Origin of the sequence: Paracoccus sp. N5 (genome assembly GCF_000371965.1) — a bacterium.
GTDB lineage: Bacteria > Pseudomonadota > Alphaproteobacteria > Rhodobacterales > Rhodobacteraceae > Paracoccus.
The window spans coordinates 2,066,654-2,091,554 of sequence record NZ_AQUO01000001.1; the positions used below are offsets into that span (position 1 = coordinate 2,066,654).

24 protein-coding genes are annotated in these 24,901 nt (G+C 68.9%); 6 read left to right on the forward strand and 18 right to left on the reverse strand.

Features of this window, described 5'->3' with window-relative positions; all coding sequences use genetic code 11:
* Window positions 1–6: 6 nt before the first annotated feature.
* The 5 genes from efeO (PARN5_RS0110380) to PARN5_RS0110400 form a co-directional block, all read right to left on the reverse strand.
* Entirely contained in the window at window positions 7–831 is an 825-nt protein-coding gene (gene efeO, locus PARN5_RS0110380; protein ID WP_017999706.1) for an iron uptake system protein EfeO, read from the reverse strand.
* A gap of 40 nt (window positions 832–871) precedes the next feature.
* Window positions 872–2,161 (reverse strand): iron uptake transporter deferrochelatase/peroxidase subunit, encoded by a 1,290-nt coding sequence (gene efeB, locus PARN5_RS0110385; protein WP_017999707.1) that lies wholly within the window; start codon window positions 2,159–2,161, stop codon window positions 872–874.
* A 1-nt stretch (window position 2,162) separates the two neighbouring features.
* Entirely contained in the window at window positions 2,163–3,320 is a 1,158-nt protein-coding gene (efeO, locus tag PARN5_RS0110390) for an iron uptake system protein EfeO (RefSeq protein ID WP_017999708.1), read from the reverse strand.
* On the reverse strand, window positions 3,317–4,162 hold the full coding sequence (gene efeU / locus PARN5_RS0110395; protein WP_026155326.1) for an iron uptake transporter permease EfeU: 846 nt from the start codon (window positions 4,160–4,162) through the stop codon (window positions 3,317–3,319). The genes efeO (PARN5_RS0110390) and efeU overlap by 4 nt, the downstream gene beginning before the upstream one ends.
* A gap of 168 nt (window positions 4,163–4,330) precedes the next feature.
* Window positions 4,331–5,305 (reverse strand): glutathione S-transferase family protein, encoded by a 975-nt coding sequence (locus tag PARN5_RS0110400; protein ID WP_017999710.1) that lies wholly within the window; start codon window positions 5,303–5,305, stop codon window positions 4,331–4,333.
* 105 nt (window positions 5,306–5,410) lie between these two features.
* Between PARN5_RS0110400 and PARN5_RS0110405 the strand changes: the two genes are divergently transcribed.
* A complete protein-coding gene (locus tag PARN5_RS0110405; protein ID WP_017999711.1) occupies window positions 5,411–5,749 on the forward strand; it encodes a metalloregulator ArsR/SmtB family transcription factor in 339 nt (112 codons plus the stop codon).
* On the opposite strand, the gene sulP is transcribed toward PARN5_RS0110405, so the two are convergent.
* The 7 genes from sulP to PARN5_RS0110440 all read right to left on the reverse strand — a co-directional run bounded on the left by sulP (window position 5,728) and on the right by PARN5_RS0110440 (window position 13,520).
* The gene (gene sulP, locus PARN5_RS0110410) at window positions 5,728–7,449 is read right to left on the reverse strand and encodes a sulfate permease (RefSeq protein ID WP_017999712.1); all 1,722 of its coding nucleotides are present in this window, start codon (window positions 7,447–7,449) and stop codon (window positions 5,728–5,730) included. The genes PARN5_RS0110405 and sulP overlap by 22 nt on opposite strands.
* Window positions 7,446–7,853 carry a DUF6691 family protein gene (locus PARN5_RS0110415; RefSeq protein ID WP_017999713.1) on the reverse strand — a complete coding sequence of 136 codons (408 nt, stop codon included), beginning with the start codon at window positions 7,851–7,853 and terminating at the stop codon, window positions 7,446–7,448. The genes sulP and PARN5_RS0110415 overlap by 4 nt, the downstream gene beginning before the upstream one ends.
* Window positions 7,854–8,273, reverse strand: a complete 420-nt coding sequence (locus tag PARN5_RS0110420) for a YeeE/YedE thiosulfate transporter family protein (protein WP_017999714.1) — start codon at window positions 8,271–8,273, stop codon at window positions 7,854–7,856.
* Complete coding sequence (locus tag PARN5_RS0110425; protein WP_017999715.1) at window positions 8,270–8,473, reverse strand: DUF2892 domain-containing protein; 204 nt, start codon at window positions 8,471–8,473, stop codon at window positions 8,270–8,272. Before PARN5_RS0110425 ends, PARN5_RS0110420 begins: the two co-directional genes overlap by 4 nt.
* 12 nt (window positions 8,474–8,485) lie before the next feature.
* Complete coding sequence (locus tag PARN5_RS0110430; RefSeq protein WP_017999716.1) at window positions 8,486–9,358, reverse strand: MBL fold metallo-hydrolase; 873 nt, start codon at window positions 9,356–9,358, stop codon at window positions 8,486–8,488.
* Window positions 9,359–9,538: 180 nt separating this feature from the next.
* Complete coding sequence (locus PARN5_RS0110435) at window positions 9,539–12,973, reverse strand: pyruvate carboxylase (RefSeq protein ID WP_017999717.1); 3,435 nt, start codon at window positions 12,971–12,973, stop codon at window positions 9,539–9,541.
* A 76-nt stretch (window positions 12,974–13,049) separates the two neighbouring features.
* A complete protein-coding gene (locus PARN5_RS0110440; protein ID WP_017999718.1) occupies window positions 13,050–13,520 on the reverse strand; it encodes a nucleoside deaminase in 471 nt (156 codons plus the stop codon).
* Between the two features lie 233 nt (window positions 13,521–13,753).
* On the opposite strand from PARN5_RS0110440, the gene PARN5_RS0110445 reads away from it, so the two are divergent.
* Window positions 13,754–15,274, forward strand: a complete 1,521-nt coding sequence (locus PARN5_RS0110445; protein ID WP_026155328.1) for a pseudouridine synthase — start codon at window positions 13,754–13,756, stop codon at window positions 15,272–15,274.
* Window positions 15,275–15,403: 129 nt separating this feature from the next.
* On the opposite strand, the gene PARN5_RS21925 is transcribed toward PARN5_RS0110445, so the two are convergent.
* Window positions 15,404–15,580, reverse strand: coding sequence for a hemin uptake protein HemP (locus PARN5_RS21925; RefSeq protein WP_081614994.1), 177 nt, complete (start codon window positions 15,578–15,580; stop codon window positions 15,404–15,406).
* A gap of 168 nt (window positions 15,581–15,748) precedes the next feature.
* Window positions 15,749–16,690 carry a zinc ABC transporter substrate-binding protein gene (locus PARN5_RS0110455; RefSeq protein ID WP_017999720.1) on the reverse strand — a complete coding sequence of 314 codons (942 nt, stop codon included), beginning with the start codon at window positions 16,688–16,690 and terminating at the stop codon, window positions 15,749–15,751.
* Between the two features lie 81 nt (window positions 16,691–16,771).
* On the opposite strand from PARN5_RS0110455, the gene PARN5_RS0110460 reads away from it, so the two are divergent.
* The 4 genes from PARN5_RS0110460 to PARN5_RS0110475 all read left to right on the forward strand — a co-directional run bounded on the left by PARN5_RS0110460 (window position 16,772) and on the right by PARN5_RS0110475 (window position 19,243).
* Window positions 16,772–17,260: a Fur family transcriptional regulator gene (locus PARN5_RS0110460; protein WP_017999721.1), complete on the forward strand. Its 489-nt coding sequence runs from the start codon at window positions 16,772–16,774 to the stop codon at window positions 17,258–17,260.
* The gene (locus tag PARN5_RS0110465) at window positions 17,257–18,036 is read left to right on the forward strand and encodes a metal ABC transporter ATP-binding protein (protein ID WP_017999722.1); all 780 of its coding nucleotides are present in this window, start codon (window positions 17,257–17,259) and stop codon (window positions 18,034–18,036) included. Before PARN5_RS0110460 ends, PARN5_RS0110465 begins: the two co-directional genes overlap by 4 nt.
* Before the next feature lie 6 nt (window positions 18,037–18,042).
* On the forward strand, window positions 18,043–18,825 hold the full coding sequence (locus tag PARN5_RS0110470) for a metal ABC transporter permease (protein ID WP_017999723.1): 783 nt from the start codon (window positions 18,043–18,045) through the stop codon (window positions 18,823–18,825).
* Between the two features lie 208 nt (window positions 18,826–19,033).
* Window positions 19,034–19,243 carry a hypothetical protein gene (locus tag PARN5_RS0110475; RefSeq protein ID WP_017999724.1) on the forward strand — a complete coding sequence of 70 codons (210 nt, stop codon included), beginning with the start codon at window positions 19,034–19,036 and terminating at the stop codon, window positions 19,241–19,243.
* A 210-nt stretch (window positions 19,244–19,453) separates the two neighbouring features.
* On the opposite strand, the gene PARN5_RS0110480 is transcribed toward PARN5_RS0110475, so the two are convergent.
* The 4 genes from PARN5_RS0110480 to PARN5_RS0110495 all read right to left on the reverse strand — a co-directional run bounded on the left by PARN5_RS0110480 (window position 19,454) and on the right by PARN5_RS0110495 (window position 24,830).
* Window positions 19,454–20,122, reverse strand: a complete 669-nt coding sequence (locus PARN5_RS0110480) for a YjbF family lipoprotein (RefSeq protein ID WP_017999725.1) — start codon at window positions 20,120–20,122, stop codon at window positions 19,454–19,456.
* Window positions 20,119–22,320, reverse strand: a complete 2,202-nt coding sequence (locus PARN5_RS0110485; protein WP_017999726.1) for a YjbH domain-containing protein — start codon at window positions 22,318–22,320, stop codon at window positions 20,119–20,121. Before PARN5_RS0110485 ends, PARN5_RS0110480 begins: the two co-directional genes overlap by 4 nt.
* Before the next feature lie 95 nt (window positions 22,321–22,415).
* The gene (locus tag PARN5_RS0110490; protein ID WP_026155329.1) at window positions 22,416–23,321 is read right to left on the reverse strand and encodes a hypothetical protein; all 906 of its coding nucleotides are present in this window, start codon (window positions 23,319–23,321) and stop codon (window positions 22,416–22,418) included.
* Window positions 23,322–23,447: 126 nt separating this feature from the next.
* Window positions 23,448–24,830: an L-serine ammonia-lyase gene (locus PARN5_RS0110495; protein WP_017999727.1), complete on the reverse strand. Its 1,383-nt coding sequence runs from the start codon at window positions 24,828–24,830 to the stop codon at window positions 23,448–23,450.
* Window positions 24,831–24,901 lie beyond the last annotated feature (71 nt).

The following is a 24,901-nucleotide window of genomic DNA, read 5'->3' on the forward strand; positions in this document are numbered from 1 at the left end:
GGGCGATCAGCCCAGGCCCAGCTTGCCGCGCAGCGTCGACAGGTCCTCGGCCAGCGTGTTCACCTTGGTCGAGAGCAGGTTGCGGTCGGCGTCGGTCAGCTCCTCATAGGAGACATAGCCGCCGTCTTTCTGGTATTTCACCAGAACCTCGTCCACCGCCTTGAAATTGCCGTCGACCTTGGCGACGAAATCGGCCTCCTTCTCGGCGATCAGCGGGCGCAGAAGCTCATAGATCTTTTGCGAGCCCTCGAAGTTCGCGTCGAAATCCCACAGGTCGGTGTGCGAATAGCGGTCTTCCTCGCCCGAGATCTTGGTCGCGGCGACTTCCTCCATCAGCACGGCCGCGCCGCCCACCACCACCTCGGGCGGGAAGGTCAGGCCGTTGATGCGGGCGTTAAGGTCGGTCACGTCGGCCAGAAGCTTGTCGGCATAGCCCTCGAGGCCCTCGGTCGAGCCCTTTTCCCACAGCCCGTGCTCGATGCGGTGGAAGCCGCTGAAGGCGTCGTCGGCCTCGGCCTTCTCGAAATCGTCGGCGCGGGCGTCGATCGACACGTCGAGATCCGAGAACAGCTCGGCGATCGGCTCGATCCGCTCATAGCTCATGCGGGTGGGCGCAAACAGCGACTTGGCCTTTTCCACATCGCCGGCCTTGACGGCCTCGGTGAAGGCCTTGGTGTCCTCGACCAGTTTCGCGGTGTTTTCCGCGACATAGATCTTGTAGTCGGCCAGCGGCGCGACCAGGTCGAGCGAAGGGTCGGCGGCAAGGGCCGCGCCGCCCCAGCCGATCAGGGCCAGCGCCAGCGCCGTGCTCCTCAGTTGTCTTGCAAGCATGTTCAGAACTCCCGTTGATGCAAGGTGACGGCTGGGCGGATCAGCTCCGCCTGGCTGCGGTGACAAGGGCCGAGCCGAGATAGTCGCCCGGCTGCACGCCGGGCAGGGCGAAGAAATAGCCGCCCCCGATCGGCTTGATGTATTCTTCCAGCGGCTCGCCGTTCAGCTTTTCCTGCACGGCGATGAAGCCGGCCTGCAGGTCGGCCTGCCAGGCGATGAACAGCAGGCCCTGGTCCAACTGGCCGTTCTTCAACGCGCCGCGCGAATAGTTGAAGGGCCGGCGCAGCATCAGGTGCTTCTGGCTGTCCGGCGTGCGCGGATTGGCCAGCCGGATATGGGCGCTGTGCGGCGTGGTGGTGCCGTCGGGATCGGCGGCATAATCCGGCACATGGCGCTCGCCCGACTCGGGCGCGTCCAGAGGCGCGCCGTTGTGCTTCATCCGGCCGAAGATCCGCTCCTGCTCGCGCAGGGGGGTGCGGTCCCAGCGTTCGACCAGGTTGCGGATGATGCGCACGGCCTGGTAACTGCCGCCATGCGCCCATTGCGGCTCGTCCTTGCCGCCGGTCCAGACGATGCGGTCCATCGCCGCCTTGTCGGTGGCGTCGGGATTGGCCGAGCCGTCGCGGAAGCCCAGGAAATTGCGCGCGCTGGGGGTGGTGCCGTCCGGCCCCGGCAATTCGGGCGGGACCGAGCCCTCGACCATCCAGCGCAGCACCACGAATTCCGACAGGTTCTTCAGAATGTCGCGCAGCGCATAAAGGCAGGTGTCCTGCAGGTTGGCGCAGAACTGGATCGACATATCGCCGTGGCACAGGCTCGGGTCCAATGCGTCGTTGCGGAACTGCACCATGCGTTGCAGCCGCGCCGGTTTCAGGCCGGCCAGCCAGGGCTGGTTCTGGAACAGGGAATCGCCCAAGGCCACGGTGATGGTCAGGTTGTCGGGCGAGATCACCGGGCCCAGCAGGCCGGAATCGGCCGGCGGCAGCTTGGGGTCGCGCTGCGGCACCGGGCCGCCGGCGGTCAGGAATTCTGCGCGCTGGGTCAGCAGCCGCAACATGCGCTCGAAATCGTCGAGCGAGCCCAGCACCAGGTCGAAGGCGGCGACGATGCCGTTCGCCGGGCGCGGCGTGGTGATGCCGGCCTGGTGCGGACCGTGGAAGGGCACGCTTTGCCTGGCCGATTCCGCATGGCCTTGCGGCGCGGCATCGACGTTGCGGGCCTGTTCGGGTTGTTGCGCGCGGGCGGGCAGGGCGGGCAGCGCCCCCGCCGCCGCGCCAAGGGCCAGCGCCTTCAGCAAAGCGCGGCGGCGCAGGGTGCGGTGGTCGTCCATGTCAGTTCATCCCGATGGCGGCTTGCAGCCGGTCCAGCGATTCCGAGAGCCGGGTCAGATCGGCGGAAAGCGCCTCGCGCTCGGGCTTGGGCACGTCGCCATAGCTGGCAAAGCCCTTGTCGCGCAGCGTGGCCAGCCGGGCGTCGACCGCGTCCAGGTCCTGGCCGATGACCGTGTCCAGCGCCGGATCGACGCCGGCCACGACCTGGCGCAGCAGGCCGGCCAGCTTGCCGATGCCCTCGATCCCGGCCGCGAAATCCTGCAGGTCGTTGCCGGCATAGAGGTTTTCGCCCTGCGGCACCTGGGCCTGGGCCATCTGCAAGGCGCTGGCGCCCGGCAGCTCGATCAGCAGGCCCGGGTCCAGTGGCGCCTGTTTCAGCCGCTGCGCCAGCTCCTTCAGGTCGGCCAGCAGCGCATCGGCGGCGGGCAGCAGCCCCTCGGTGCTGTTCTGCGCGAAAAGCCCGTATTCCAGGCGGTGATAGCCGGTGAAGCCCGGATCGTCCTCGCGCTTTTCCAGATAGGCGGCGCGCGGGTCGATCCTGTCCTCGAGATCCGAGAAGCGATAGGCCAGGGGCTCGATGCGGCGATAGGGCAGGCGCGCCTCGCGCCAGGCGGCTTGCGCGGCCTTGACATCGCCGGCCGCGATGGCCGCGCGCAGGGTCTCGGCGGCCTTCACGGCGGCATTGCCCTGCATGACCAGGAACACCCGGTATTCCGACAGCGGCCCCAGGAACTTACGCAGCGTCACCTCGGAGGCGGCGGCGCTGGCCTCGTCCGAGGCGGTGACGCTGAGCGTGCCGCGCGGGTTCGACAGCAGCCCGCAGGTGATGGCGTATTCGCCGGGTTGCAGCTGCACCTCCAGCGTGGCGCGGAAGCCCGGGGCGATGTTCTCGCGCTCGGCCACGACCATGACGCCGTCCAGGATCTCCCATTCGATGGGGCGGTCCGAGGCGTTCACGATCTCGAAGCTGCGCCGGCCGCCGGCGACGGTGATGGCGTTCGGCTGACAGGTGGTGGCGCCGACGGTGACCAGTTGATCGGCGGCGGTCTGGCTGCCGGCATTCCTTTGCGTCGCATACCAGAAGGCGGCGCCCCCGGCCACGGCCAGCACCGCCGCGCCCAGGATGGCCAGGGAAAGGCCTTTCGACGGAGAACTCATTTACGTCCCGCAGTCTGCGGCCGGGCCGGCATGGCGCCGTTCAGCGGCCTGAGGAAAAGATACAGCGTCACCGCCAGGAAGATCGCCCAGACCAGCGCCTCGCCGACCGTGGGCGCCTCGCGATAGCCCAGAAGGCCCGACAGCACCGTGCCCAGCGGGCTGGATTCGGGCAGCACGCGGCCCAGGTCATAGACCCGGTCCTGCAGGCCGTTCCACAGCCCCGCCTCGTGCAGCGCCTTGACCGAGCCGGACAGCAGACCCGCCGCGACCAGCAGGATGAAGATGCCGGTCCAGCGGAAGAAACGGCGCAGGTCCAGCCGCAGCGCGCCGGCATACAGCCCCCAGCCGGCGCCCACGGCGACCAGCACGCCAAGCGCCGCGCCGATCGGTGCCGCGCTGTCCCGGCTTTGCTGGAAGATCGCCAGCAGGAAAAAGACCGATTCCAGCCCCTCGCGCGCGACGGCCAGGAACACCATGCCGATCAGCGCCCAGGTGCCGGCGCTGCCCTGATGCGCCAGCGCCTCGTCGATGCCGGCATGCAACTCGTCGCGGATGCTGCGGGCGGCGCGGCGCATCCAGAACACCATGGCGACCAGCACGCAGACGGCGACGAGGCCGATCACCGCCTCGAACAGCTCCTGCATCTTTTGCGGGAAACCGCTGGCCAGCAGCTGGATCGCGGCGCCGGCGAACAGCGACAACGCCACGGCCAGGAACACGCCGACCCAGATCGCCGGCAGCCATTGCCGGCGGCCGGTCTGGCGCAGATAGCTGGCGATGATGCCGACGATCAGCGCGGCCTCGAGCCCCTCGCGCAGCATGATGAGGAATGGTGCGAGCATCGGCCTTTCCCAGCTTTGTCACGCAGCGGGTCCACTGGCAGGGCCAGTCGGGCGGGCTTGGCGGCAATGGACCGGACCGACATGGCCCGGTTTTCCCGAGTCATTAAGACGGAAATCGCCAAAGTCAATCCAGAGCGAAACGCTAGGAAAGTTCCGCGACGCCGTGCCTCAGCCCCGTCCGTGCGGCTGCTGCCAGTCGATCAGCGGGTTGATCGGGATGATGCGATGCGGGTTTATCGTGGCGTGGCTGTAATGGTAATGCCGCACGATATGGTCGAAATGCACCGTCTCGGAAACGCCGGGCCATTGATACAGCTCGCGCGTCCAGGCCCAGAGGTTGGGATATTCCCGCAACCATTTGCGATTGCACTTGAAATGCGTGTGATAGACCGGGTCGAACCGGACCATGGTGGTGAACAGCCGCCAATCCGCCTCGGTCACCCGGCCGCCGCACAGATAGCGGTTTTCGGCCAGGTGGTTGTCCAGCCAGTCCAGCGTCTCGAACAGCGGGAACACCGCCTCGTCATAGGCGGCTTGCGAGGTGGCGAAGCCGGCCTTGTAGACGCCGTTGTTCACCCGGTCATAGATGCGGGCATTCATCTCGTCGATGCGGGGCAGCAGATCGGCCGGGCAATAGTCGTCGCGGTTGCCGGTCAGGGCGTCGAAGGCGCCGTTCAGCATGCGGATGATCTCGGCGCTTTCGTTGCTGACGATGGTGCCCCGCGCCTTGTCCCACAGCACCGGCACCGTCACCCGGCCCGAGGCCTTGGGATCGGCCTTCAGGTAGATGTCGCGCAGGAAGGGCAGGCCGAACAGCCGGTCCCCGGTCGCCCCGGCGAAATCGGCCGAGAAGGTCCAGCCCTCGGACAGCATGTCGGGATGCACGACCGAGATGTCGATATGCGGCGCGAGCCCCTTCAGCGCGCGAAAGATCAGCGCGCGATGCGCCCAGGGGCAGGCATAGGACACATAGAGGTGATAGCGCCCGCTTTCGGCGGCAAAGCCGCCCTCGCCGGTCGGGCCGGGCCTGCCGTCCGGGGTTATCCAGTTGCGCCAGGCCGTCACGCTGCGCTGGAACCGCCCGCCGGTGCTTTCGGTGTCATACCATTCGTCGTGCCAGGTGCCGTCCACCAATTGTCCCATGCCGCGCCTCGCTTGCTGCCTGCCGCCCCAGCATAGCCCGCCGCGCCGCATCGGCAACCGGGGCGTGGCTTGACCATATCTTCGAAATATTGTAGGTATGAAGCCATGACCACCCAGACCCTGCCCCCGACCCCGCCGCTGCCGGAAGGCATCGACCCCGAGGCCATGCGCCAGGCGGCGGCCGAGGCCGGCGAGTTCCTGAAGATGCTGGGCAATCCGCACCGGCTGATGATCCTTTGCGCGCTGAGCTCGGGCGAGAAATCGGTGGGCCAGCTCGCGGCCTTCCTGGGCATCCGCGATTCCACCGTCTCGCAGCATCTGGCGCTTCTGCGCCGCGACCGCATCATCGCCGGGCGGCGCGCCGGGCAGGTGATCTGGTATCGCATCGAAAGCGAACCGGCGCGGCGGGTGATGGCCGTGCTTTACGAGAGCTTCTGCGCCTGAGCACAGTCGCCGCGCAGGGCGCAGGTCGCCTCGTGCTGCGACAGGAACACCCGGCCCGACAGGTGGTGCAGGAAATCGCTGCGGCCCAGCCGGTCCATGACCGGCCCCTTGACCTCCGACAGGTGGAACTTGACCCCGGCCTCGGCCAGCCGGCGGTTGATCTCCTGCAGGCTTTCCAGGGCGCTGGCGTCGATGTCGCTGACCGAGGGGCACATCAGCACGACATGGCGGATGCGCGGATCGCCCGCCACCAGCGCGGCGATGCGGTCCTCGAGAAAGCGCGAATTGGCGAAATACAGGCTTTCGTCCACGCGCAGCGACAGGATGCCGGGGCAGGTCTCGACCCGGTGGCGGTCGATGTTGCGGAAATGCTCGGTCCCCGGCACCTGTCCCACCACCGCCATATGCGGCCGCGCGCTGCGGTAAAGCTGCATGACCAGCGACAGGATGACGCCGGCGCTGATGCCCTGCTCGACCCCCACCAGCAGCGTGACCAGGATGGTCGCGGCCATGGCGGCGAAATCGCGGCGGGAATAGGCATGGGTGCGGGCGATGGCGCGCAGGTCGACCAGCGACAGCACCGCCAGGATGATGGTCGCGGCCAGCACCGCCTGCGGCAGGTCGGCCAGAAGCGGCGTCAGGAACAGCGCCGCGCCGGCGATGCCGATGGCGGTGAAGACCCCCGCCGCCGGGGTCCGGGCGCCGGCATCGTCGTTCACCACCGAGCGGGCAAAGCCCCCGGTCACCGGATAGCCGCCGCTGAGGCCGGCGGCGATATTGGCGGCGCCAAGGCCGATCAGCTCCTGGTCCGGGGCGATGCGCTGGCGCTTGCGCGCCGCCAGCGTCTGCCCGACCGAGACCGACTCGACAAAGCCCACGACCGAGATCAGCGCCGCTGCCGGCGCCAGCGCGGCCAGCAGTTCCGCCGAAAGGGCGGGCAGGGCGGGCGCCGGCAAGCCCTGCGGGATGGCGCCGACCAACGCCACGCCGCGCGCGCCCAGGTCGAAGGCCTTGACCAGCAGGACCGCGACCGCGATGGCAAGAATCGGCGCCGACCGCGCCAGCATGTCGGCCAGCCGCGCCGGCAGGCCAAGCGCGGCCAGGCCCGGCCGCGCCCAACGCCGCGCCGCGTAAAGGAAGGCCAGCGCGCCGAGCCCGATCGCCAGCGTCCAGGCATTCGCCTGGCGGGCATGGGCCAGCAGCGCGGGCAGGATCTCGACCAGCGTGGTGCCGCCGGCCTGGATGCCCAGCAGATGCTTCACCTGCCCGGCGGCGATCAGGATGCCCGAGGCGGTGATGAAGCCGGAAATCACCGGATGGCTGAGGAAATTCGCCAGGAACCCCAGCCGGAACAGCCCCGCCGCCAGCAGCATCGCGCCCGAGATCAGCGCCAGCGCCGCCGCCGCGACCAGCGGACCGGCCAGCCCCTGCGCCACCACCGGCCCGATGGCCGAGGCGGTCATCAGCGACACCACCGCCACCGGCCCGACCGCCAGCACCCGCGAGGTGCCGAATCCGGCATAGGCGACCAGCGGCAGGATCGAGGCGTAAAGCCCGACCTCGGGCGGCAGGTTCGCCAGCATGGCATAGGCCAGGCTCTGCGGGATCAGCATGATCGTCACGATCACCGCCGCCAGCAGGTCCGAGGACAGCGTGGCCCCGTCATAGCCCCGCGCCCATTCCAGCGCCGGCAGCTTCATCCGCGCAGGACCCGCGCCAGCGCAATGCCCGCCAGCATCGCCGCGACGAAGATCACCGCGTCGGGCTGACCCAGCCCCAGCGCGGGAATCGCGCCTCCGGGGCAGAAGCCGGCGATGCCCCAGCCGATGCCGAACAGGATCGAGCCGCCGACCAGCCCGCGGTCGAGATCGCGCCGCGCCGGCAGCTGGAAGGCCGGCGCGAGAGCCGGGCGCGGGCGGCGCAGCGCCAGCCGGTAGCCGAGGAACGTGACCAGCAGCGCGCCGGCCATGACAAAGGCCAGCGACGGATCCCAGGCCCCGGCGAGGTCGAAGAAATTCAGCACCTTGGCCGGGTTTATCATGCCGGCAATCGCGATGCCGGCGCCAAAGACCAGCCCCGACAGGAGGGCAACGAGGATCGGCATCTAGAACCCTCCGACCAGGTGGCGGATGACGAAGACGGTGGCAAAGGCCGCCGCCATGAAGCAGCCGGTCGCCACCAGCGAGCGCGGCGACAGCCGGGCATTGCCGCAGACGCCGTGCCCCGAGGTGCAGCCGCCGCCATAAATGACGCCGATCCCGACCAGCACGCCGCCGACCACCAGCCAGGGTCGCGGCACCGGGCTGTCGAAGGCGATCTCGACGCCCGCCGCCCGCATCAGCGCCGGCGCCGCCACGGCGCCCAGCAGAAAGGCCAGCCGCCAGCCGCGCCCACGCTCGAAGATCGCGCCGGACAGGATGCCGGTCATGCCGGCGACCCGTCCCAGCGCCGCCATCAGCAGGACGGCAGCAAGCCCGATCAGCGCACCCCCCAGTGCCGATTGCAGGGGCGTGAAATCCGTCACCGCCGCCCGCAGGTGCTGATGCCGAACAGCGCATAGGCCGGGCAGATCCGCGCCAGCGCGGTCAGCACCAGCACGGCGCCGACGACCAGCGCCGCCCATTTCGCCAGCCCCGTCAGCCCCGCGAGTAGGCCCAGCAGGATCAGCGCCCCGCCAAGCGCGATGCGCAATGCGCGGTCGATGCCGCCGACATTCGTCTTCATCCTCGTCTCTCCTCAGTCCCAGGCCGCATCGAGCAGGTCGAGCGGGATTTTCAGATAGCGCCGGCCGTTCGCTTCCGGCTCGGGCAGCCGGCCGGCATTGGTGTTCACCTGCAAGGCGTGCAGGATCAGCTTGGGCATCGGCAGGGTCTTGTCGCGCGCCTCGCGCGTGGCGACGAAGCCGGCCTCGTCCATGCCGGCGACATGCGGGTTCTCGCGCTTCTGCTCGGCCACGGTCGATTCCCAGCGCGGCGGCCGCCCGTCCGGACAATAGTCGTGGCCGGTGAAGATGCGGGTGTCGTCCGGCAGGGCCAGGATGGCCTGGATCGAGCGCCACAGCACCGCCGCGTTGCCGCCGGGGAAATCGGCCCGCGCCGTGCCGCTGTCGGGCATGAACAGCGTGTCATGCACGAAGGCCGCGTCGCCGATGACATAGGTGACCGAAGCCAGCGTATGGCCGGGCGAGAACATGACCCGGGCCGGGATGGTCCCGACGCTGAAGCTGTCGCCCTCGGCGAACAGCCGGTCCCACTGGCTGCCGTCGGCGGGCATCTCGCGGTTGTAGAAACCGTTCCACAGCTTCTGCACCTCGACCACCTTTTCGCCGATGGCGGCCGGCGCCCCGGTCTTGCGGCGCAGATAGTCGGCGGCCGAGAAATGGTCGGCATGGGGATGGGTGTCCAGGATCCACTGCACCCGATAGCCCCTGTCGGCGACGAAGTTCAGGATGCGATCCGCCTCGATGGTGGCGGTGGCGCCGGATTTCTCGTCATAGTCCAGAACCGGGTCGATGATCGCGCAATCCCCGGTCGCGGGGTCGGCCACCACATATTGCACCGAGCCGGTCCGTGCCTCGTAGAACCCTGTCACTTCCGGATGCGCATTCATGGGAAAACCTCGTGCTTGGCGGGCGGGATGCGGAATTTCATCCGTGATATATTCGATTATGCGAATGTATGCAAGAGACGGCGACACCTGCGCGGCTTCGTCGCACCGCCGGGGTTCGCGCATGAAAAAGGGCCGGATGCGCGCGGCATCCGGCCCGTTCTGCTGACGCCGAAATGGCGGCTATTCGATTTCGACCATGAGATCCTTTGCGTCGACGGCATGTCCCGGGGTGACGTGAAGGGCCTTGATGACGCCGGCGCGGTCGGCGTGCAGGCCGGTTTCCATCTTCATCGCCTCGATGGTCAGGAGCATGTCGCCGGGGTTGACCTTCTGGCCGACCGCGACCGCGACCGAAGCGACCACGCCGGGCATCGGCGCGCCGACATGGCCCTCGTTCGCGGGGTCGGCCTTGGGACGGGCGGCGGTCTGCGCCTTGACCAGGCGGTTCGGCACCCGGATCACCCGCGGCTGGCCGTTCAGTTCGAAGAACACCTTGACCTCGCCGGTCTCGTCGGTCTCGCCGATGGCCTGCAGGCGGATCTCCAGCGTCTTGCCGGGGTCGATCTCGGCCGCGATCTCCTCGCCCGGCTCCATGCCGTAGAAGAAGGTCCGCGTCGGCAGGGTGCGCACCGGGCCGTACATCCGGTGCCGGCCCATGTAGTCCAGGAAGACCTTGGGATACATCAGATAGCCGTTCAGATCCTCGTCATCGACCGCCTTGCCTTCCAGCAGGGTCTCGACCTCGGCCCGGGTCGCCTCCAGGTCCACCGGCGGCATCGAGGCGCCGGGGCGGGTGGTCAGCGGCGGCTCGCCCTTCAGCACCTTCTTCTGCAAGGCCGCGGGCCAGCCCCCGGGCGGCTGGCCCAGGTTGCCCTTCATCATGTCGACGACCGAATCGGGGAAGGCGACCTCGACCGCGGGATCCTCGACCTGGGCGCGCGAAAGCCCCTGCGCCACCATCATCAGCGCCATGTCGCCCACCACCTTGGAACTGGGCGTGACCTTGACGATGTCGCCGAACATCTGGTTTGCGTCGGCATAGGCCTGGGCGACCTCGTGCCAGCGTTCCTCGAGGCCCAGCGAACGCGCCTGCGCCTTGAGGTTGGTGAACTGGCCCCCGGGCATCTCGTGCAGCCAGACCTCGGAGGCCGGGGCCTGCAAGCCACTCTCGAAGGCGGCATATTGCTCGCGCACCGCCTCCCAGTAGTTCGAGATCTCGCGGATGGCGCGGATGTCGAGCCCGGTGTCGCGCTCGGTATGGCGCAGCGCCTCGACGATGGAACCCAGGCAGGGCTGCGAGGTATTGCCCGAGAAGGCGTCCATGGCGCAGTCGACCGCATCGACCCCGGCGGCGCTGGCGGCCAGGATCGTCGCCCCGCTGATGCCGCCGGTGTCATGGGTGTGGAAATGCACCGGCAGGCCGATCTCGTCCTTCAGCGCCTTGACCAGGATGCTGGCCGAGGCCGGCTTCAAGAGCCCCGCCATGTCCTTCAGCCCCAGCACATGCGCGCCGGCATCGCTGAGTTCGCGCGCCATCTTCAGGTAGTATTGCAGGTCGTATTTCGACCGGGCCGGGTCCAAAAGGTCGCCGGTATAGCAGATCGTGCCCTCGCAAAGCTTGCCCGACTCGATCACCGCATCCATGGCGACGCGCATGTTCGGGGTCCAGTTCAGGCTGTCGAAGACCCGGAACACGTCGACGCCGGTCTTGGCCGCCTGCCGGACGAATTCCTGCACCACATTGTCGGGGTAATTGGTGTAGCCGACGCCGTTCGAGGCCCGCAGCAGCATCTGCGTCATCAGGTTCGGCATGCGCGCGCGCAGGTCGCGCAGCCGCTGCCAGGGGCATTCCTGCAGGAAGCGATAGGCGACGTCGAAGGTCGCGCCGCCCCAGCATTCGACCGAGAACAGCCCCGGCAGGTTCGCGGCGTAAGAGGGCGCGACCCGGATCATGTCGATCGAGCGCATCCGCGTGGCCAGCAGGCTCTGGTGGCCGTCGCGCATCGAGGTGTCGGTGATCAGCAGCCGCTTTTGCGCCAGCATCCAGTCGGCGACGGCCTTCGGGCCCTGGCTTTCCAGCAATTGCCGCGTGCCCGGCGCCGGCTCGGCCTTGGGCGCGGGCGGCACCAGGGCGCGGGCCTCGGCCGGCGGCAGCGGCCGGCCAGCGGTCTCGGGATGGCCGTTGACGGTGATGTCGGCGATATAGACCAGAAGCTTCGTCGCCCGGTCGCGGCGCTTGCGGAACGCGAACAGGTCCGGCGTGGTGTCGATGAACTTGGTCGTATAGCTGTCGTCAAGGAAGGTCGGGTGTTTCAGCAGGTTGATGACGAATTCGATATTCGTCGCCACGCCGCGCACCCGGAACTCGCGCAGCGCCCGGTCCATCCGCGCGATGGCCTTTTCCGGCGTCTGGGCATGGGCGGTGACCTTGACCAGCAGCGAATCATAGAAGCGGGTGATGACGCCGCCGGAATAGGCGGTACCGCCGTCCAGCCGGATGCCGTTGCCGGTGGCCGAGCGATAGGCGGTGATGCGGCCGTAGTCCGGGATGAAGTTGTTCAGCGGGTCTTCGGTCGTGACCCGGCATTGCAGGGCGTGGCCGTTCAGATGCACGTCCTGCTGGCTGGCGGCGCCGGTGGCCTGCGCCAGCGTCGCGCCCTCGGCGATCAGGATCTGGCTCTGCACGATGTCGATGCCGGTGACCTCCTCGGTCACGGTATGCTCGACCTGGACGCGCGGGTTCACCTCGATGAAGTAGAACTGCTGGCTGTCCATATCCATCAGGAATTCGACGGTGCCGGCGTTCTGGTAGCCGACGGCGCGGCCGATCTTCAGCGCCAGCGCGCAGACCTCGGCGCGTTGCTCGGGGGTCAGATAGGGCGCGGGCGCGCGTTCGACGACCTTCTGGTTGCGGCGCTGCACGGTGCAGTCGCGTTCATAGAGATGGTAAAGCCCGCCGTGGCTGTCGCCCAGAAGCTGCACCTCGACATGGCGCGCGCGCAGGATCATCTTTTCCAGATAACCCTCGCCATTGCCGAAGGCGGCCTCGGCCTCGCGCCTTCCCTCGCGCACCTTCTCGGGCAGCTCCTCGGGCCCCATGATCGGCCGCATGCCGCGCCCGCCGCCGCCCCAGGAGGCTTTCAGCATCAGCGGATAGCCGATCTGCGCGGCTTCCTGCTTGATGGCTTCCATGTCCTCGCCCAGCACCTCGGTGGCCGGGATGACCGGCACGCCGGCTTCGATGGCAACGCGCCGCGCGCTGGCCTTGTCGCCAAGCGCGCGCATGGTGTCGGCCGAGGGACCGATGAAGGCGATGCCGGCGGCCTGGCAGGCATCGACGAAATCGGGGTTCTCGCTGAGCAGGCCATAGCCCGGATGGATGGCGTCGGCGCCGGATTCCTTCGCGACGCGGATGATCTCGGGGATCGAGAGATAGGCCGCGACCGGGCCCAGCCCCTCGCCGATGCGATAAGCCTCGTCCGCCTTGAAGCGGTGCAGGCCCAGCTTGTCCTCCTCGGCATAGACCGCCACCGTCTTCTTGCCCAGCTCGTTCGCCGCCCGCATCACGCGGATCGCTATCTCGCCACGGTTCGCTACCAAGATCTTGCGGAACATATCGCCCCCCTGTGTTCGCCCGAGCGGGCACATTAGAGATGCTGCGCCGCAGCGCAAGCACTCTGTTTCGGCAGTGTCATCTGCCGGTCATGTCGTCAGATCGCCGCGCAATAAAGAAGTTTCTCAGCAGAATGCGCGATTCTTCTGCCGAAATGCCGTCAATGATCTCTGGCCGGTGGTGGCATTGCGGATGGTCGAAGACCCGGGCGCCGTGGCGCACCCCGCCCATGCGCGGATCCTCGGCACCGTAATAGAGCACCGCGATGCGGGCGGCGGAAATCGCCGCGGCGCACATCGGGCAGGGCTCCAGCGTGACCCACAGCCGCGCGCCCGGCAGGCGTTGCGACCGCAGCGCGGCGCAGGCCGCGCGGATGGCCAGGATCTCGGCATGGGCGGTCGGATCGCAAAGCTCGCGCGTGCGGTTGCCGGCCCGTGCCAGCACCTTTCCATCGGCGCCGACCAGCACCGCGCCGACCGGCACCTCGCCGCGCCGGGCTGCGGCGCGGGCTTCGTCCAGAGCTGCGGGCATGCAGGAGGCGAATGTCATGCCCCCTTCTGGCCCGCCGCGCCACGTCCCGCAAGAATGGATATTTATACAAGAAAGAAGCCGGGGCCGGGCATGGAAGGCACGCACGGCCCCGGCTTCTTTCTTGCCCAAATATCCTGGGGGGTGAGGAGCGCAGCGACGAGGGGGGCAAAGCCCCACTCCCCGCTTTCCTTTTGTGCGCCGCGCCCGTAGATTGCCATCTTTGCCACCGCAGAGATGCGCAGGAGATCGCCATGACCGAAGACAGCCCCGAAACCGCCCAGAATCCGTCCGCCAATCCGCAATCCGACCGCATCGCCAAGGTGATGGCCCGCGCCGGCGTCGCCAGCCGCCGCGAGGCCGAGCGCATGATCGTCGAGGGCCGCGTGACCGTGAACGGCACGAGGATCGACAGCCCGGCCTTGGACGTGACGCCCGCCGACAAGATCCGCGTCGACGGCAAGCCGCTGGAGGCGCCGCAGGAAACCCGGCTGTGGCTCTATTACAAGCCCCTGGGCCTGGTCACGACCGAAAGCGACGAGAAGGGCCGCCAGACCGTGTTCGACGCCCTGCCGCGCGACCTGCCGCGGGTGATGACCGTCGGCCGGCTGGACCTGAACTCCGAGGGGCTGCTGCTGCTGACCAATGACGGCGAGCTGAAGCGGCGGCTGGAACTGCCGACCACCGGCTGGCTGCGGCGCTATCGCGTGCGGGTGAACGGCACGCCGAACGACCTGACCTTCGCGCCTTTGCGCCGGGGCGTTACCATCGAGGGCGAGGAATTCGCGCCGATGGAGATCAGCCTGGACAGCCAGCAGGGCGCCAATGCCTGGCTGACCGTCGGCATCCGCGAGGGCAGGAACCGCGAGATCCGCCGCGCCATGTCCCATGTCGGGCTGATCGTGAACCGGCTGATCCGCATCGGCTACGGTCCCTTCAAGCTGACCGGGCTCGAGGAGAACGAGGTGCGCGAGGTCAAGCGCAAGGTGCTGCGCGACCAGCTGGGCGGGCTGCTGACCGGCGAGACCGAGGAGAAGCCGCGCAGCTTCCGCGACCGCGGCGCCGCGCGCGGCGAGGGCGACGAGCGGCCGCGCAAGCCTTTCGCGCGACGGGACGACGGGGATCGCAAGCCCTTCGCCAAGCGCGAGGATGGCGAGCGCAAGCCTTTTGCCCGGCGCGAGGAAGGTGACCGGAAACCCTTCGCGCGGCGCGAGGAGGGTGACCGGAAACCCTTCGTCAAGCGCGGCGACGGGGATCGCAAGCCCTTCGCCGAGCGCGAGGATGGCGAGCGCAAACCCTATGTGCGCCGCGAGGAGGGTGATCGGAAACCCTTCGCCAAACGCGAGGACGGGGATCGCAAGCCCTATGCCCGTCGCGAGGAGGGCGACCGCAAGCCCTTCGCGCGGCGTGAGGACGGTGACCGAAAGCCCTTCGCCAAGCGCGGCGATGCCGACCGCAAGCCCTTCGCCCGCCGCGACGATTCGGATCGCCCCGAGCGTCCCGGCAAGCCCGGTTTCAAATCCGGCCCGCGCTCGGCCGAGGGCGGCCGGGGCTTCAAGCCCCGCACCGACAAGGCCGAAGGCGGCTTCAAGCCGCGCGGCGAGCGTCCGGAGGGCGGTTTCAAACCGCGGGGCGAGGGCAAGCCGATGCGCGGCCCCAAGCCCGGCGGCAAACCCGGCCCCAAAACCGGCCAACGTCCGGGCGGCCCGGCAAAAAGCGGCCGCGCCCCCGGCAAGGGAGCGCGGCCCGAGGGAAAGGGGCCGAGACGCGGCTGACCGTATCGGCATGGCGGGTGGCGCCGGAAAACCGCGCCGCCCGGAATTCCACCGGCCCTGCGGCGCGGGCATCGGCCGCGCGCTCAGGGCGCGTGCGCGGCTGCGGTGCTGGCGCAGCCTTGGGGATGCTTACTTGGTGAGGATCAGCTTGCCGGCGCGGGTGATGCGCAGGTTATAGACCTGGTCGCCCAGGACGATCAGCGCCTGGTTGCCGCCCGCGGTCAGGGCTTCGGCATCATGTTCGGGCAGGCGCTGCAGGGCGATGACGCCGGGACGCGTGAATTCGGCGGGGCGGGTCGCGGTCATGTCCATGTCCTCGTGTTGGTTTCTGTCGCGGTAAGCGTAACCTGACAAATTCGCTAAGAGATGTCAAAGGAAAATAGTCGGGAATTTGCGGATTCCGTAACCGGCTGTTTGCGACCAATAAAATCGGACGCCGATGCGGCGCCCGTTCCTTCTTGGCGGGAATGGACTTCAGTCCTGTCCCAGGCAGTCCGCCAGCGCCCCGGCCATGCCGCGCAGCAGCGTGGCATAGAGCGCGGCGCCCGGCTCGGCCGTGCTGCCCTCGGGGTCCAGCGCGGCGCCGGCCCGGGTGCTGCTGCCCTCGGTCACGGCGGCGATCAGCCGCGAATCGTGATTCGCCTCGGGAAAGGCGCAGATGGCGCCCTCGGCGGCGATCTGGTCGCGAATCGCCTTCAGCCGCGCCGCCGATGGGGTCGAGGCATCTCCCAGGCTGACCGCAAGCGCCGGTTCCAGCCCGTAATGATCGGTGAAATAGCCATAGGCGTCATGGAAGACCACGAATCGCATACCCTGCACAGGCGCCAGCTGCACCTTCAGCGCGCCGTCCAGCGCGGCGATCTCGGCCGCCGCCTTGCTGGCATTGGCGGCATAGGTCTCGGCATGCTCAGGGTCGCGCCGGGACAGGGCGGCGGCGATGCTCTGCACCCAGGTCGCGGCATTGTCGGGGTCGAGCCAGGCATGCGGGTCGAGCCCGCTGTGATGGTGGCCCTCCTCGTCATGGTCATGGCCGTGATCCTCGGCATGGTCCTCATGCCCATGCTCATCCCCACCGGCGAAGTCCCGCAGCTGCGTCCCTGGCTGCTCCAGCAGCGCCAGCGCGGCGCCCTTGGCGGCCAGGTCGGCGGCCGGCCGCTCCAGCCAGGGCGTCAGCGCCGGGCCGACCCAGACCAGCAGGTCGGCGTCCTGAAGACTGCGCGCCTGGCTCGGGCGCAACTGATAGTGGTGCGGATCGCTGCCTGCCGCCAGCAGTGCCTCGGGCCGGCCCAACTCGCCCATGACCTGCTGGACCAGCGAGGCGGTGACCGGCGTGTCGGCCAGCACGCGCGGGACTTCGGCCAGGGCGGGCAGGGGGGCGGTCAGGGCGACGGAAAGAAGCAGGGCGTGTCGGGTCATGTCTGGGCTCTCTTGCGGAAACGCCAGAGTTATTTATGTTATATCGTAACTCGTCAAGAGAAATTGTAATAGTATCACATCATGCAAGACGACCCCGCCGACCCGTTCCACGACCATGACCACGCGCATTGCGCCGCCGCCGTCCTGGCCCGCGCCGAGAGCCAGACTAGGGCCGAAGGCGTGCGCCTGACCCCGGTGCGCCGCCGCGCATTGGAGATCCTGCTGGAATCGCACCGCGCCATGGGGGCCTATGAGGTGCTGGAACGCCTCTCGGCCGAGGGTTTCGGCAAGCAGCCCCCCGTTGCCTATCGCGCGCTGGATTTCCTGGTCGAACAGGGGCTTGCCCATCGCGTGCAGCGGCTGAACGCCTATGCCGCCTGCCTCTCGGCCGAGCGCGACCATTCGCCCGCCTTCCTGATCTGCCGCGGCTGCGAGCAGGTGGCCGAGGCCGATTCGGCCCAGCTTCGCGCCGCGCTCACCGATCTCGCCGCCAGCGCCGGCTTTGGGATCGAGCGCAGCACGGTCGAACTGCTGGGCCTCTGCGCCCGCTGCCGCGAGGCCGGGCTGTGACGGCGCTGATCCGCGCCGCCGACTTGTCGGTCAGCCATGCCGGCGCCGACCTGCCGGTGCTGAGCCATGTCGATTTCCGCATCGCCCCGGCCGAGATCGTCACCGTGGTCGGCCCGAACGGCTCGGGCAAGTCGACGCTGATCCGGGCGCTGCTGGGCCATCTGGCGCTGGATTCGGGCCGGGTCGAGCGTGCGCCGGGCCTGCGCATCGGCTATGTGCCGCAGCGCGTGAACATCGAGCGCGCCATGCCGATGACCGTGCGCCGCTTCCTGTCGCTGCCGACCCGCGTCGGTGATGCCGAGGCGGCGGCGGTCTTGGACCGCACCGGCGTGCCGGGCCTGCAATCGCGCCAGATCACCCAGCTTTCGGGCGGGCAGTTCCAGCGCGTGCTGCTGGCCCGGGCGCTGCTGAACGACCCGCAGCTGCTGGTGCTGGACGAGCCGACGCAGGGGCTGGACCAGCCCGGCATCGTCGCCTTCTACAAGCTGATCGAAGAGGTCCGCGCCCAGACCGGCGCCGCCGTGCTGATGGTCAGCCACGATCTTCTGGTGGTGATGCGCGCCTCGGACCGGGTGGTCTGCCTGAACGGCCATGTCTGCTGCGAGGGCACGCCGCAGGCGGTCAGCGCCGCGCCCGCCTATCGCGCGCTTTTCGGCGCCGAGGCGCAGGGCACGCTGGCGCTCTATCAGCATCACCACGACCACGATCACGACCACGTCGCAGAGGGCCCCGACCACGGGCATGTCCACGGTCCCGCCTGCGCCCATGAGCATTGAGGCCCCATGCTTGACGATTTCCTGACCCGCGCCGTGCTGGCCGGGCTTGGCCTTGTGCTGGCGACCGGCGCGCTGGGCTCCTTCGTGGTCTGGCGCCGCATGGCCTATTTCGGCGATTCGACCGCGCATGCGGCGATTCTGGGGGTGGCGCTGAGCTTTGCCTTTGCGCTGCCGGTCTATCTCGGCACGCTGGGCGTGGCGCTGGCCATGGCGCTGGCGGTGGCGCATCTGACCGGGCGGGGCCAGTCCATGGATACGGTGCTGGGGGTGCTGGCGCATAGCGCGCTGGCGCTGGGGCTGGTCGCGGTCAGCTTCGTGCCTGCGCTGCGCACCGGGCTCGATGCCTTTCTCTTCGGCGACATCCTGGCGGTGGGCAAGGCGGACCTGGCCTGGATCTGGGGCGGGGCGGCGGCGGTGATCGCGCTGCTGGCCTGGCGCTGGCAGCGGCTGGTGACGGCCTCGGTGAACGAGGAACTGGCCATGGCCGCCGGCATCGACCCCGCGCGCGAACGGCTGATCCTGTCCTTGGCGCTGGCGCTGGTGGTGGCGATCGCGATTCGGATCGTAGGGGCGCTGCTGGTCTCGGCCATGCTGATCGTGCCGGCCGCGGCGGCACGGGGATTCTCTGCAACGCCCGAACAGATGGCCGGTTCCGCCACCGCCATCGGTGCGGTCGCGGTTCTGGGCGGGCTTTGGGCCAGCCTGTGGCTCGATACGCCGGCCGGCCCGTCCATCGTGGCGATTTCCGCGCTGATTTATGCTTTTACTCTGGTGCTTTGCCGGAAATGACCCCATGCTGACCCGTCCCGGCGACCGGCAGGTTTCGGCCGGCGGGACGGCGGCATCTCGCCTAGAGCGCGAGGTGTTGGCTAATATGCAACAGTTGCCTGTGGCGCGCAGAAGCTTCCCATCAAGACCGCTTTCCAAGTCCTTGGGTTTATGCGACTGTCCCAATGATGTTGCCGGAAACGGCAGCCTTCAAAGTACTGAACGGAGCATGATCATGACCAAATTCGCTACCTTCGCCCTGGCCCTCGGCCTGACGGCTTCGTCGGCTCTGGCCGGCGGTTACGTTGCCCCCGTCGTGGAAGTTGAGCCGGTCGTCGTCGACGAGAAGCCCGCTTCGTCGAACGCTGGCCTCGTCGTCCCGGCCCTGCTGCTGCTGGGCGTCATCGCCGCCGTCGCTTCGGACGACGACGACAGCTAATCGCTCAACGGGGCCTCGGTTCCGTAAGCGTACAGGGGCTGGCCTCGTGCCGGCCCCTTTGCTTTTTTGCGCGGGCCCGCCATCGCAAGGCCCAGCCTCGTACCTTCTTTGTTTTCCAAATACCCCAGCGGCCGTGCCACCGTCGCAACGGCCGCGCCCATGAAAAAACCGGCCCCAAGAGGCCGGTTTTGCGCTGCCGCCCGGCCCTTGTCAGGGCCGCAGGGTTTGGATGGTGACATAGCCCAGTTGCGGCCCCAGCCATTGCCGCGACACCGGCAGATGCCCGCCCTGCGGCGCGTAATTGTTCTGGAATCGCGCGCCATGGCCCTCGCAGCTTTCCACCACCACGCCGGCCTTGGGGCCGGGCGCCACCGCGCAGTCGAAGTTCAGCGGCCGCTCCAGCCCGTCGCCGCTGAAATAGCGCATGACGCGCGGCGCGCTGCCGGCCCGGCCGGCGCGGATCAGGGCCTCGGTCTGCGGCTCGGCGACCGACAGGTCGTGGCCGAAGCCGCGCGTGCCGACCACCATGCCGTCGCGGATGATCAGCGCCTCTTTCGAGGGCGCCATATAGGTGCGCAGACCGCCGTTCTGCCCGGTCATCGCCATGACCTGGGTGCGGGCCAGCGATTCGAAGCCGACCATGACCAGCGGCGCAGGATTCACCCGCAGCGCCTCGGCGGCCATCTGCTCGGGTGTGCGCGGGGCTTCGGCCGGCGCCTCGGCCTTGCCGCCGCGGATCCGGGCCGCGGTGCTGCCGGCCGCCTTGGCGGCGATCAGCACCGGATTGGTCTGGTTGCCGCTGTCGTCGTTGCCGCAGGCGGCCAGGCCGGCGATCAGAGCCGCGGACAGCGCCGCCTTGGTCATGCGGGCCGAAATCATCGCCAGAACCTCCCCCAGCCTTGATAGAGTTTGACCGATTGCGCGTCCCGGACCTTGTCGTAGAGCCGGCCGTCGACGTTCAGCCGCGCGCCGCCGTCGCGCGACAGCGAACGCAGCGTGCTGCCGGCGCGGTCGCGGGTCGGCGTGCCGATGGCCCAGGCCACCGGGATCGAGATCGTCAGCCCCTTGTCGAAGGAACCTTCGCCGAATTCCTCGTCGCTGAGGTCGGTCTTGGTGGCGAAGGCGCCGATGCGCCAGCCATTGGCGAATTCGCGGGTCAGGGTGAAGGTCGCGCCCTTGTCGCCGGCCAGGTACTTGCCGACGTCCAGCTGCGCGGTGAAGCCATTGGCGAATTCGTAATAGGCCGAGACATGGCCGGTGGTGACCTCATAGTCGCGGAAGCCGAAGACATCCTCGAAATCGCGCTTCTTCACCCGGTTCACCTCGGCGCCGAAGGCCAGGGGGGAATCCGCCGGCTTCCACAGCACCTCGGTCGAGACGCCGCCATAGGCGCGCTCCAGCAGGCCCACGGTGACGCGGGAATAGATCGCCTCGGTCGGCTGGGCATACCAGGCCAGCGTCAGCTCGGGGATCGTCGGGCTGTCGTTGCCGGTATACATGCGGGTGTCCGAACGGACCCGCGGCACGCCGTTGTAATATTCATAGGCGGGGTTCGAGACATATTCCTCGGGCGTGTAATGCTCGCCGCGCTGGCCGGGAATGCCCGGCCCGCGCTGTTCCATGCTGCCGAAGGCGCGCTGGCGGATGGTGCCCGAGACGATCAGGCCCGGCATGAACTCATAGCTCGCCTTCAGCTGCGCGCCGGTTTCATAGCGCAGCGGGTCCTGCGGGTCGAACAGCCCGATGTCCAGATAGGGCGCCAGGTTCCAGCGGAAGCGCGGGAACAGGCCCGGCGTCGTGACCAGATCGCCCGGCCGCGGATCGGCATCGACCAGTTGCGAGGCATCGGCGATGCGGCCGGCCTCGGTATTCTCCAGCCGCTCGACATCCGAGCGTTTCAGCACCACGGACGAGGTCGCCATGCCGTCGGTGTTCGAGGTGATGACCAGCGTCTCGACCGAGGGCGGCAGGGCGCGGGTCATCAGCCGGGCGGTGCGGCCCACGGCCTCGGACTGCTGGATATAGCGGGTGTTGCGGATGCGGACCTCGGCGCGGTTGCCGGACAGGGACATGGATTCGAGGATCTGGCCCTCGTCCTTCAGCGCCCCGGCCAGCGCGGTCTGGATCGCCGGCTGCGCGGTCGGGTCGGCCGACCAGGCGCCCGACCAGCCCTCGGGATCGGCCGAGGGCGCGGGGCGCGGCTTGACCGGCGCCGGCGCCTTTTCCAGCCCCGAGGGGAAGGGCGCGTTGCGCGGGTTCAGCGCAAAGCTGAACTGGGCGCCGAACATATCGCCGCCGATGGTATAGAGCCCGACCTGATAGCTGGGGCTGAAGGTGTAATAGGCGCCCAGGTTCAGCTTGCTGCCCGGCTCGCCGTCGCCCTGCGGGATCTCCTCGACATGGCCGTTCGGGAAGATGTTGCGCACCAGGTACTTGTCGTTGGAATATTCCGCCACCAGCCGCAGCTTGTCGGTGGCCTGCCAGGTGATCGAGCCGAAGGGCCGGGCCTTGCCGCGGAACCATTCGTCGACCTGCGGCTTGCCGCCGGTGTCGCCGATCTCGATCAGGCGCGGATCGCCGCCCAGCGTGCCCCAGCCGATGCCGACGCTGGCGCGCAGCCGGGGGGTGATGGTCTTGGTCGCGACGATATATTCGCCGGAATAGATGCCGGTGCCCAGGAAGTCCTGCAGGCCGATGGCCACGGCCGGGCGCCAGCCGGCCTCGTCCAGCACCTGGAAGCGGATATCGAACGAGCGGTCCCAGAGATGGCCCAGTTCGTTGTGGTCGTTGATGCCCTCGACCCGGGAATAGCGCAGCGCGGTGGTGATGCGCGGATGCAGCTGGAAGATCACGTTATGGCGCCGTGCCGCCTTGTTGTAGGACACGGTTCCGCCCAGCGTGGCGTCGGGCAGCATCTCGGCGGTCGGCGTCTCGACGCCGCCGGCCAGGCCGTAGCTGTTCATCACCTCGCCGATCATCGGATCGGTCCGGGCCGGACCGGCGGCAAGACCCAAGAGCAGCAGGGCCGGCACGGTCGTGGCCAGCAGGCGGCGGGTAAGAAGCGAATGGGCGCGCATCGGCGGATCCTTTCAGGTCATGGCGCGCAGCCTGGTGCTGGCGGAGGGGCCGGCGCCGCGCGGGATCTGTCCGCGCGGCGCCGGGATCGTCGGGCTTACTCGGTGGTCGTGGTCGAGTCCGTGGCCTGGGGCACCGGCAGGATCGGCGCCGGCGTGGTGGCGCTGTCGGTCGTGCCGCTGTCGGTCGAGGGCGCCGCCGGCGTCTCGGTGGCCGCGGGCGCGGTCTCGGTCTCGGCCGGAGCCGGGGTGCTGGTCGGCGCCTCGGCCGGAGTCTCGGTCGTGGTCGTCGAGGTCGCCGGCGTCCCGGTCGCCGGGGCCGGCGTGGCGGGCGTCGTCGTGGTCGTCGTCGGCGCCGTCTCTGGCGTGGTCGTGGCCGGAGTTGTGGTCGCCGGGGTTTCCGGCGTCGCCGGTTCGGTGGTCGGCGCGGGCTTCGGCTCGGCCGGCTTCGCGGCCGGGGCGGCGGGCTTCGGCGTCGACTTCGGCTTCGGCGCGGCGGAAGAGGCCTTGACCTGCGCCTTGGGCAGGCTGTCGGTCGGTGCGGCGCAGCCGGTCAGGCGCTGGCTGCCGACGCGCAGGTTCGCGGTGAAGGGCGTCTTCTGTCCGCCGACCTCGCAGCTTTCGGCGCGGATGTTCAGCGCAAAGACCGAACCGTTCATGTTGCCGATGAACTCGACGCCTCTGGCATAGGTCATGCGGCGCACGGTCACGCCCACCGACTTGGCGCCGGGGCGTTCATAGACGGCGGTGTTGTCGCCGGCGGTGGCGGTCCAGCCGGCGCCTGCGGCACGGAAGATCGCGGTGCCCATGGTGCTGGCCTCGGCCGTGGCGACCGGCTTCTGCTCGGCCCCGGTCTCGATCGGCTGTTCCAGCGGCGAGACGCCGGGCGGGCCGGAATGGGCGGGGGTGTCGGCGGCGCGGTCTTCCTGCTGCCAAGGCAGGTTTCCGCAAGCGGCCAAGGCAACAGTCATCGAGAGAACGGCGAAAGCCGAACGGAATTTCATCTGCTCTGTCCCGGTTCCATGGGTTTTCCTTATGCCTTATTGGCTACAGGAAGGCCCGGGATTGGGCAAGCGCCGACAGGGCTTGCGGCCAGCCGGCGCAGGGATTTCAGCAAAGATCCGCGCCCGTCAGCAGTTCGGCACGTTGACCGCCAGCCCGCCCAGCGAGGTTTCCTTGTACTTGTCCATCATGTCGCGGCCGGTCTGGCGCATGGTCTCGATGGCGGCGTCCAGCGGCACGAAATGCTTGCCGTCGCCGCGCAGCGCCAGGCTGGCGGCGCTGACGGCCTTGATCGCGCCCAGGCCGTTCCGTTCGATGCAGGGCACCTGCACCAGGCCGGCGACCGGGTCGCAGGTCATGCCCAGGTGATGCTCCAGCGCGATCTCGGCGGCGTTTTCCACCTGCTCGACGCTGCCGCCCAGCACGGCGCAAAGCCCCGCCGCCGCCATGGCGGAGGCGCTGCCGACCTCGGCCTGGCAGCCGCATTCCGCGCCCGAGATCGAGGCATTGTGCTTGATCAGCCCGCCCACCGCCGAGGCGGTCAGCAGGAAATCGTCAAGCTGGCGTTCCGAGGCGCCGGGCACATGGTCCAGCCAATAGCGGATCACCGCCGGCACCACGCCCGCCGCGCCATTCGTCGGCGCGGTGACGACTTGGCCGCCGGCGGCGTTTTCCTCGTTCACCGCCATGGCATACATCGACATCCAGTCGTTGATGACATGCGGCGCGGTCAGGTTCATGCCGGCCTCGGCCTTCAGGGCCTCGTGGATGCCGGCGGCGCGGCGGCGGATCGACAGCCCGCCGGGCAGGATGCCGCGCGCCTCCAGGCCCCGGTCCATGCAGTCGCGCATCACCTGCCAGATCCGGTGGATGCCGGCCGAGATCTCGGCGTCGTTGCGGAACACGCGCTCGTTGTCGCGCTTCATCTGGGCGATGGACTTGCCGGATTTCGCGGCCATCTCCAGCATCTCGGCGGCCTGGGCGAAGGGATAGGGCACCTTGGGCGAGGCATCCGTGCGGGTGTCGTCGCCGCGCGCGGCCAGCTCCGCCTCGGTCAGCACGAAGCCGCCGCCGATCGAGTAATAGGTCTCGCTGAAGATCACGTCGCTCTGGGCGTCGGTCGCCATCAGCACCATGCCGTTGGCATGGCCGGGCAGGGCGCGGTCATAGTCGAAGATCAGGTCGCGGCCCGGGTCGAAACGCAGCTCGCCCAGGTCGCGCGGCGTCAGCACCTGGCTTTGGCGGTTCGCCTCCAGCGCGGCCTCGGCGGCCTCGGCATCCATGGTCTCGGGCAGGAAACCGGCCAGGCCCAGGATGGTGGCGCGGTCGGTGGCATGGCCCTTGCCGGTAAAGGCCAGGCTGCCGTGCAGGCTGGCGCGCAGCCCATGCGCCTTGAACGGCTGCGCCCGCAGCGCATCCAGGAAGCGGCCGCAGGCGACCATCGGCCCCATGGTATGCGAGGACGAGGGGCCGACCCCGATCTTGAAGATGTCGAAGACCGAAAGAAACATGCGCCGGCTCCCGTTGTCAGTAGCGCCCCAGTCTAGCCGGGCCGCGCCCTTGCGGCCAGCGCGGCTGCGAC

Bases quoted from the DNA above. Each gene is read 5' to 3' on its own strand.
- PARN5_RS0110415 (WP_017999713.1), bottom strand. From the start codon at position 7,853: ATGCCGATCCTCGTTGCCCTCCTGTCGGGGCTGGTCTTTGGCGCCGGC.
- PARN5_RS0110470 (WP_017999723.1), top strand. From the start codon at position 18,043: ATGCTTGACGATTTCCTGACCCGCGCCGTGCTGGCCGGGCTTGGCCTT.
- PARN5_RS0110490 (WP_026155329.1), bottom strand. From the start codon at position 23,321: ATGAAATTCCGTTCGGCTTTCGCCGTTCTCTCGATGACTGTTGCCTTG.
- PARN5_RS0110425 (WP_017999715.1), bottom strand. From the start codon at position 8,473: ATGAAGACGAATGTCGGCGGCATCGACCGCGCATTGCGCATCGCGCTT.
- PARN5_RS0110445 (WP_026155328.1), top strand. From the start codon at position 13,754: ATGACCGAAGACAGCCCCGAAACCGCCCAGAATCCGTCCGCCAATCCG.
- PARN5_RS0110495 (WP_017999727.1), bottom strand. From the start codon at position 24,830: ATGTTTCTTTCGGTCTTCGACATCTTCAAGATCGGGGTCGGCCCCTCG.
- PARN5_RS0110405 (WP_017999711.1), top strand. From the start codon at position 5,411: ATGACCACCCAGACCCTGCCCCCGACCCCGCCGCTGCCGGAAGGCATC.
- PARN5_RS0110430 (WP_017999716.1), bottom strand. From the start codon at position 9,358: ATGAATGCGCATCCGGAAGTGACAGGGTTCTACGAGGCACGGACCGGC.
- PARN5_RS0110480 (WP_017999725.1), bottom strand. From the start codon at position 20,122: ATGATTTCGGCCCGCATGACCAAGGCGGCGCTGTCCGCGGCTCTGATC.
- PARN5_RS0110475 (WP_017999724.1), top strand. From the start codon at position 19,034: ATGATCATGACCAAATTCGCTACCTTCGCCCTGGCCCTCGGCCTGACG.
- PARN5_RS0110435 (WP_017999717.1), bottom strand. From the start codon at position 12,973: ATGTTCCGCAAGATCTTGGTAGCGAACCGTGGCGAGATAGCGATCCGC.
- efeB (WP_017999707.1), bottom strand. From the start codon at position 2,161: ATGGACGACCACCGCACCCTGCGCCGCCGCGCTTTGCTGAAGGCGCTG.
- efeO (WP_017999706.1), bottom strand. From the start codon at position 831: ATGCTTGCAAGACAACTGAGGAGCACGGCGCTGGCGCTGGCCCTGATC.
- efeO (WP_017999708.1), bottom strand. From the start codon at position 3,320: ATGAGTTCTCCGTCGAAAGGCCTTTCCCTGGCCATCCTGGGCGCGGCG.
- PARN5_RS0110455 (WP_017999720.1), bottom strand. From the start codon at position 16,690: ATGACCCGACACGCCCTGCTTCTTTCCGTCGCCCTGACCGCCCCCCTG.
- PARN5_RS0110440 (WP_017999718.1), bottom strand. From the start codon at position 13,520: ATGACATTCGCCTCCTGCATGCCCGCAGCTCTGGACGAAGCCCGCGCC.
- efeU (WP_026155326.1), bottom strand. From the start codon at position 4,162: ATGCTCGCACCATTCCTCATCATGCTGCGCGAGGGGCTCGAGGCCGCG.
- PARN5_RS0110400 (WP_017999710.1), bottom strand. From the start codon at position 5,305: ATGGGACAATTGGTGGACGGCACCTGGCACGACGAATGGTATGACACC.
- PARN5_RS21925 (WP_081614994.1), bottom strand. From the start codon at position 15,580: ATGACCGCGACCCGCCCCGCCGAATTCACGCGTCCCGGCGTCATCGCC.
- PARN5_RS0110485 (WP_017999726.1), bottom strand. From the start codon at position 22,320: ATGCGCGCCCATTCGCTTCTTACCCGCCGCCTGCTGGCCACGACCGTG.
- PARN5_RS0110460 (WP_017999721.1), top strand. From the start codon at position 16,772: ATGCAAGACGACCCCGCCGACCCGTTCCACGACCATGACCACGCGCAT.
- sulP (WP_017999712.1), bottom strand. From the start codon at position 7,449: ATGAAGCTGCCGGCGCTGGAATGGGCGCGGGGCTATGACGGGGCCACG.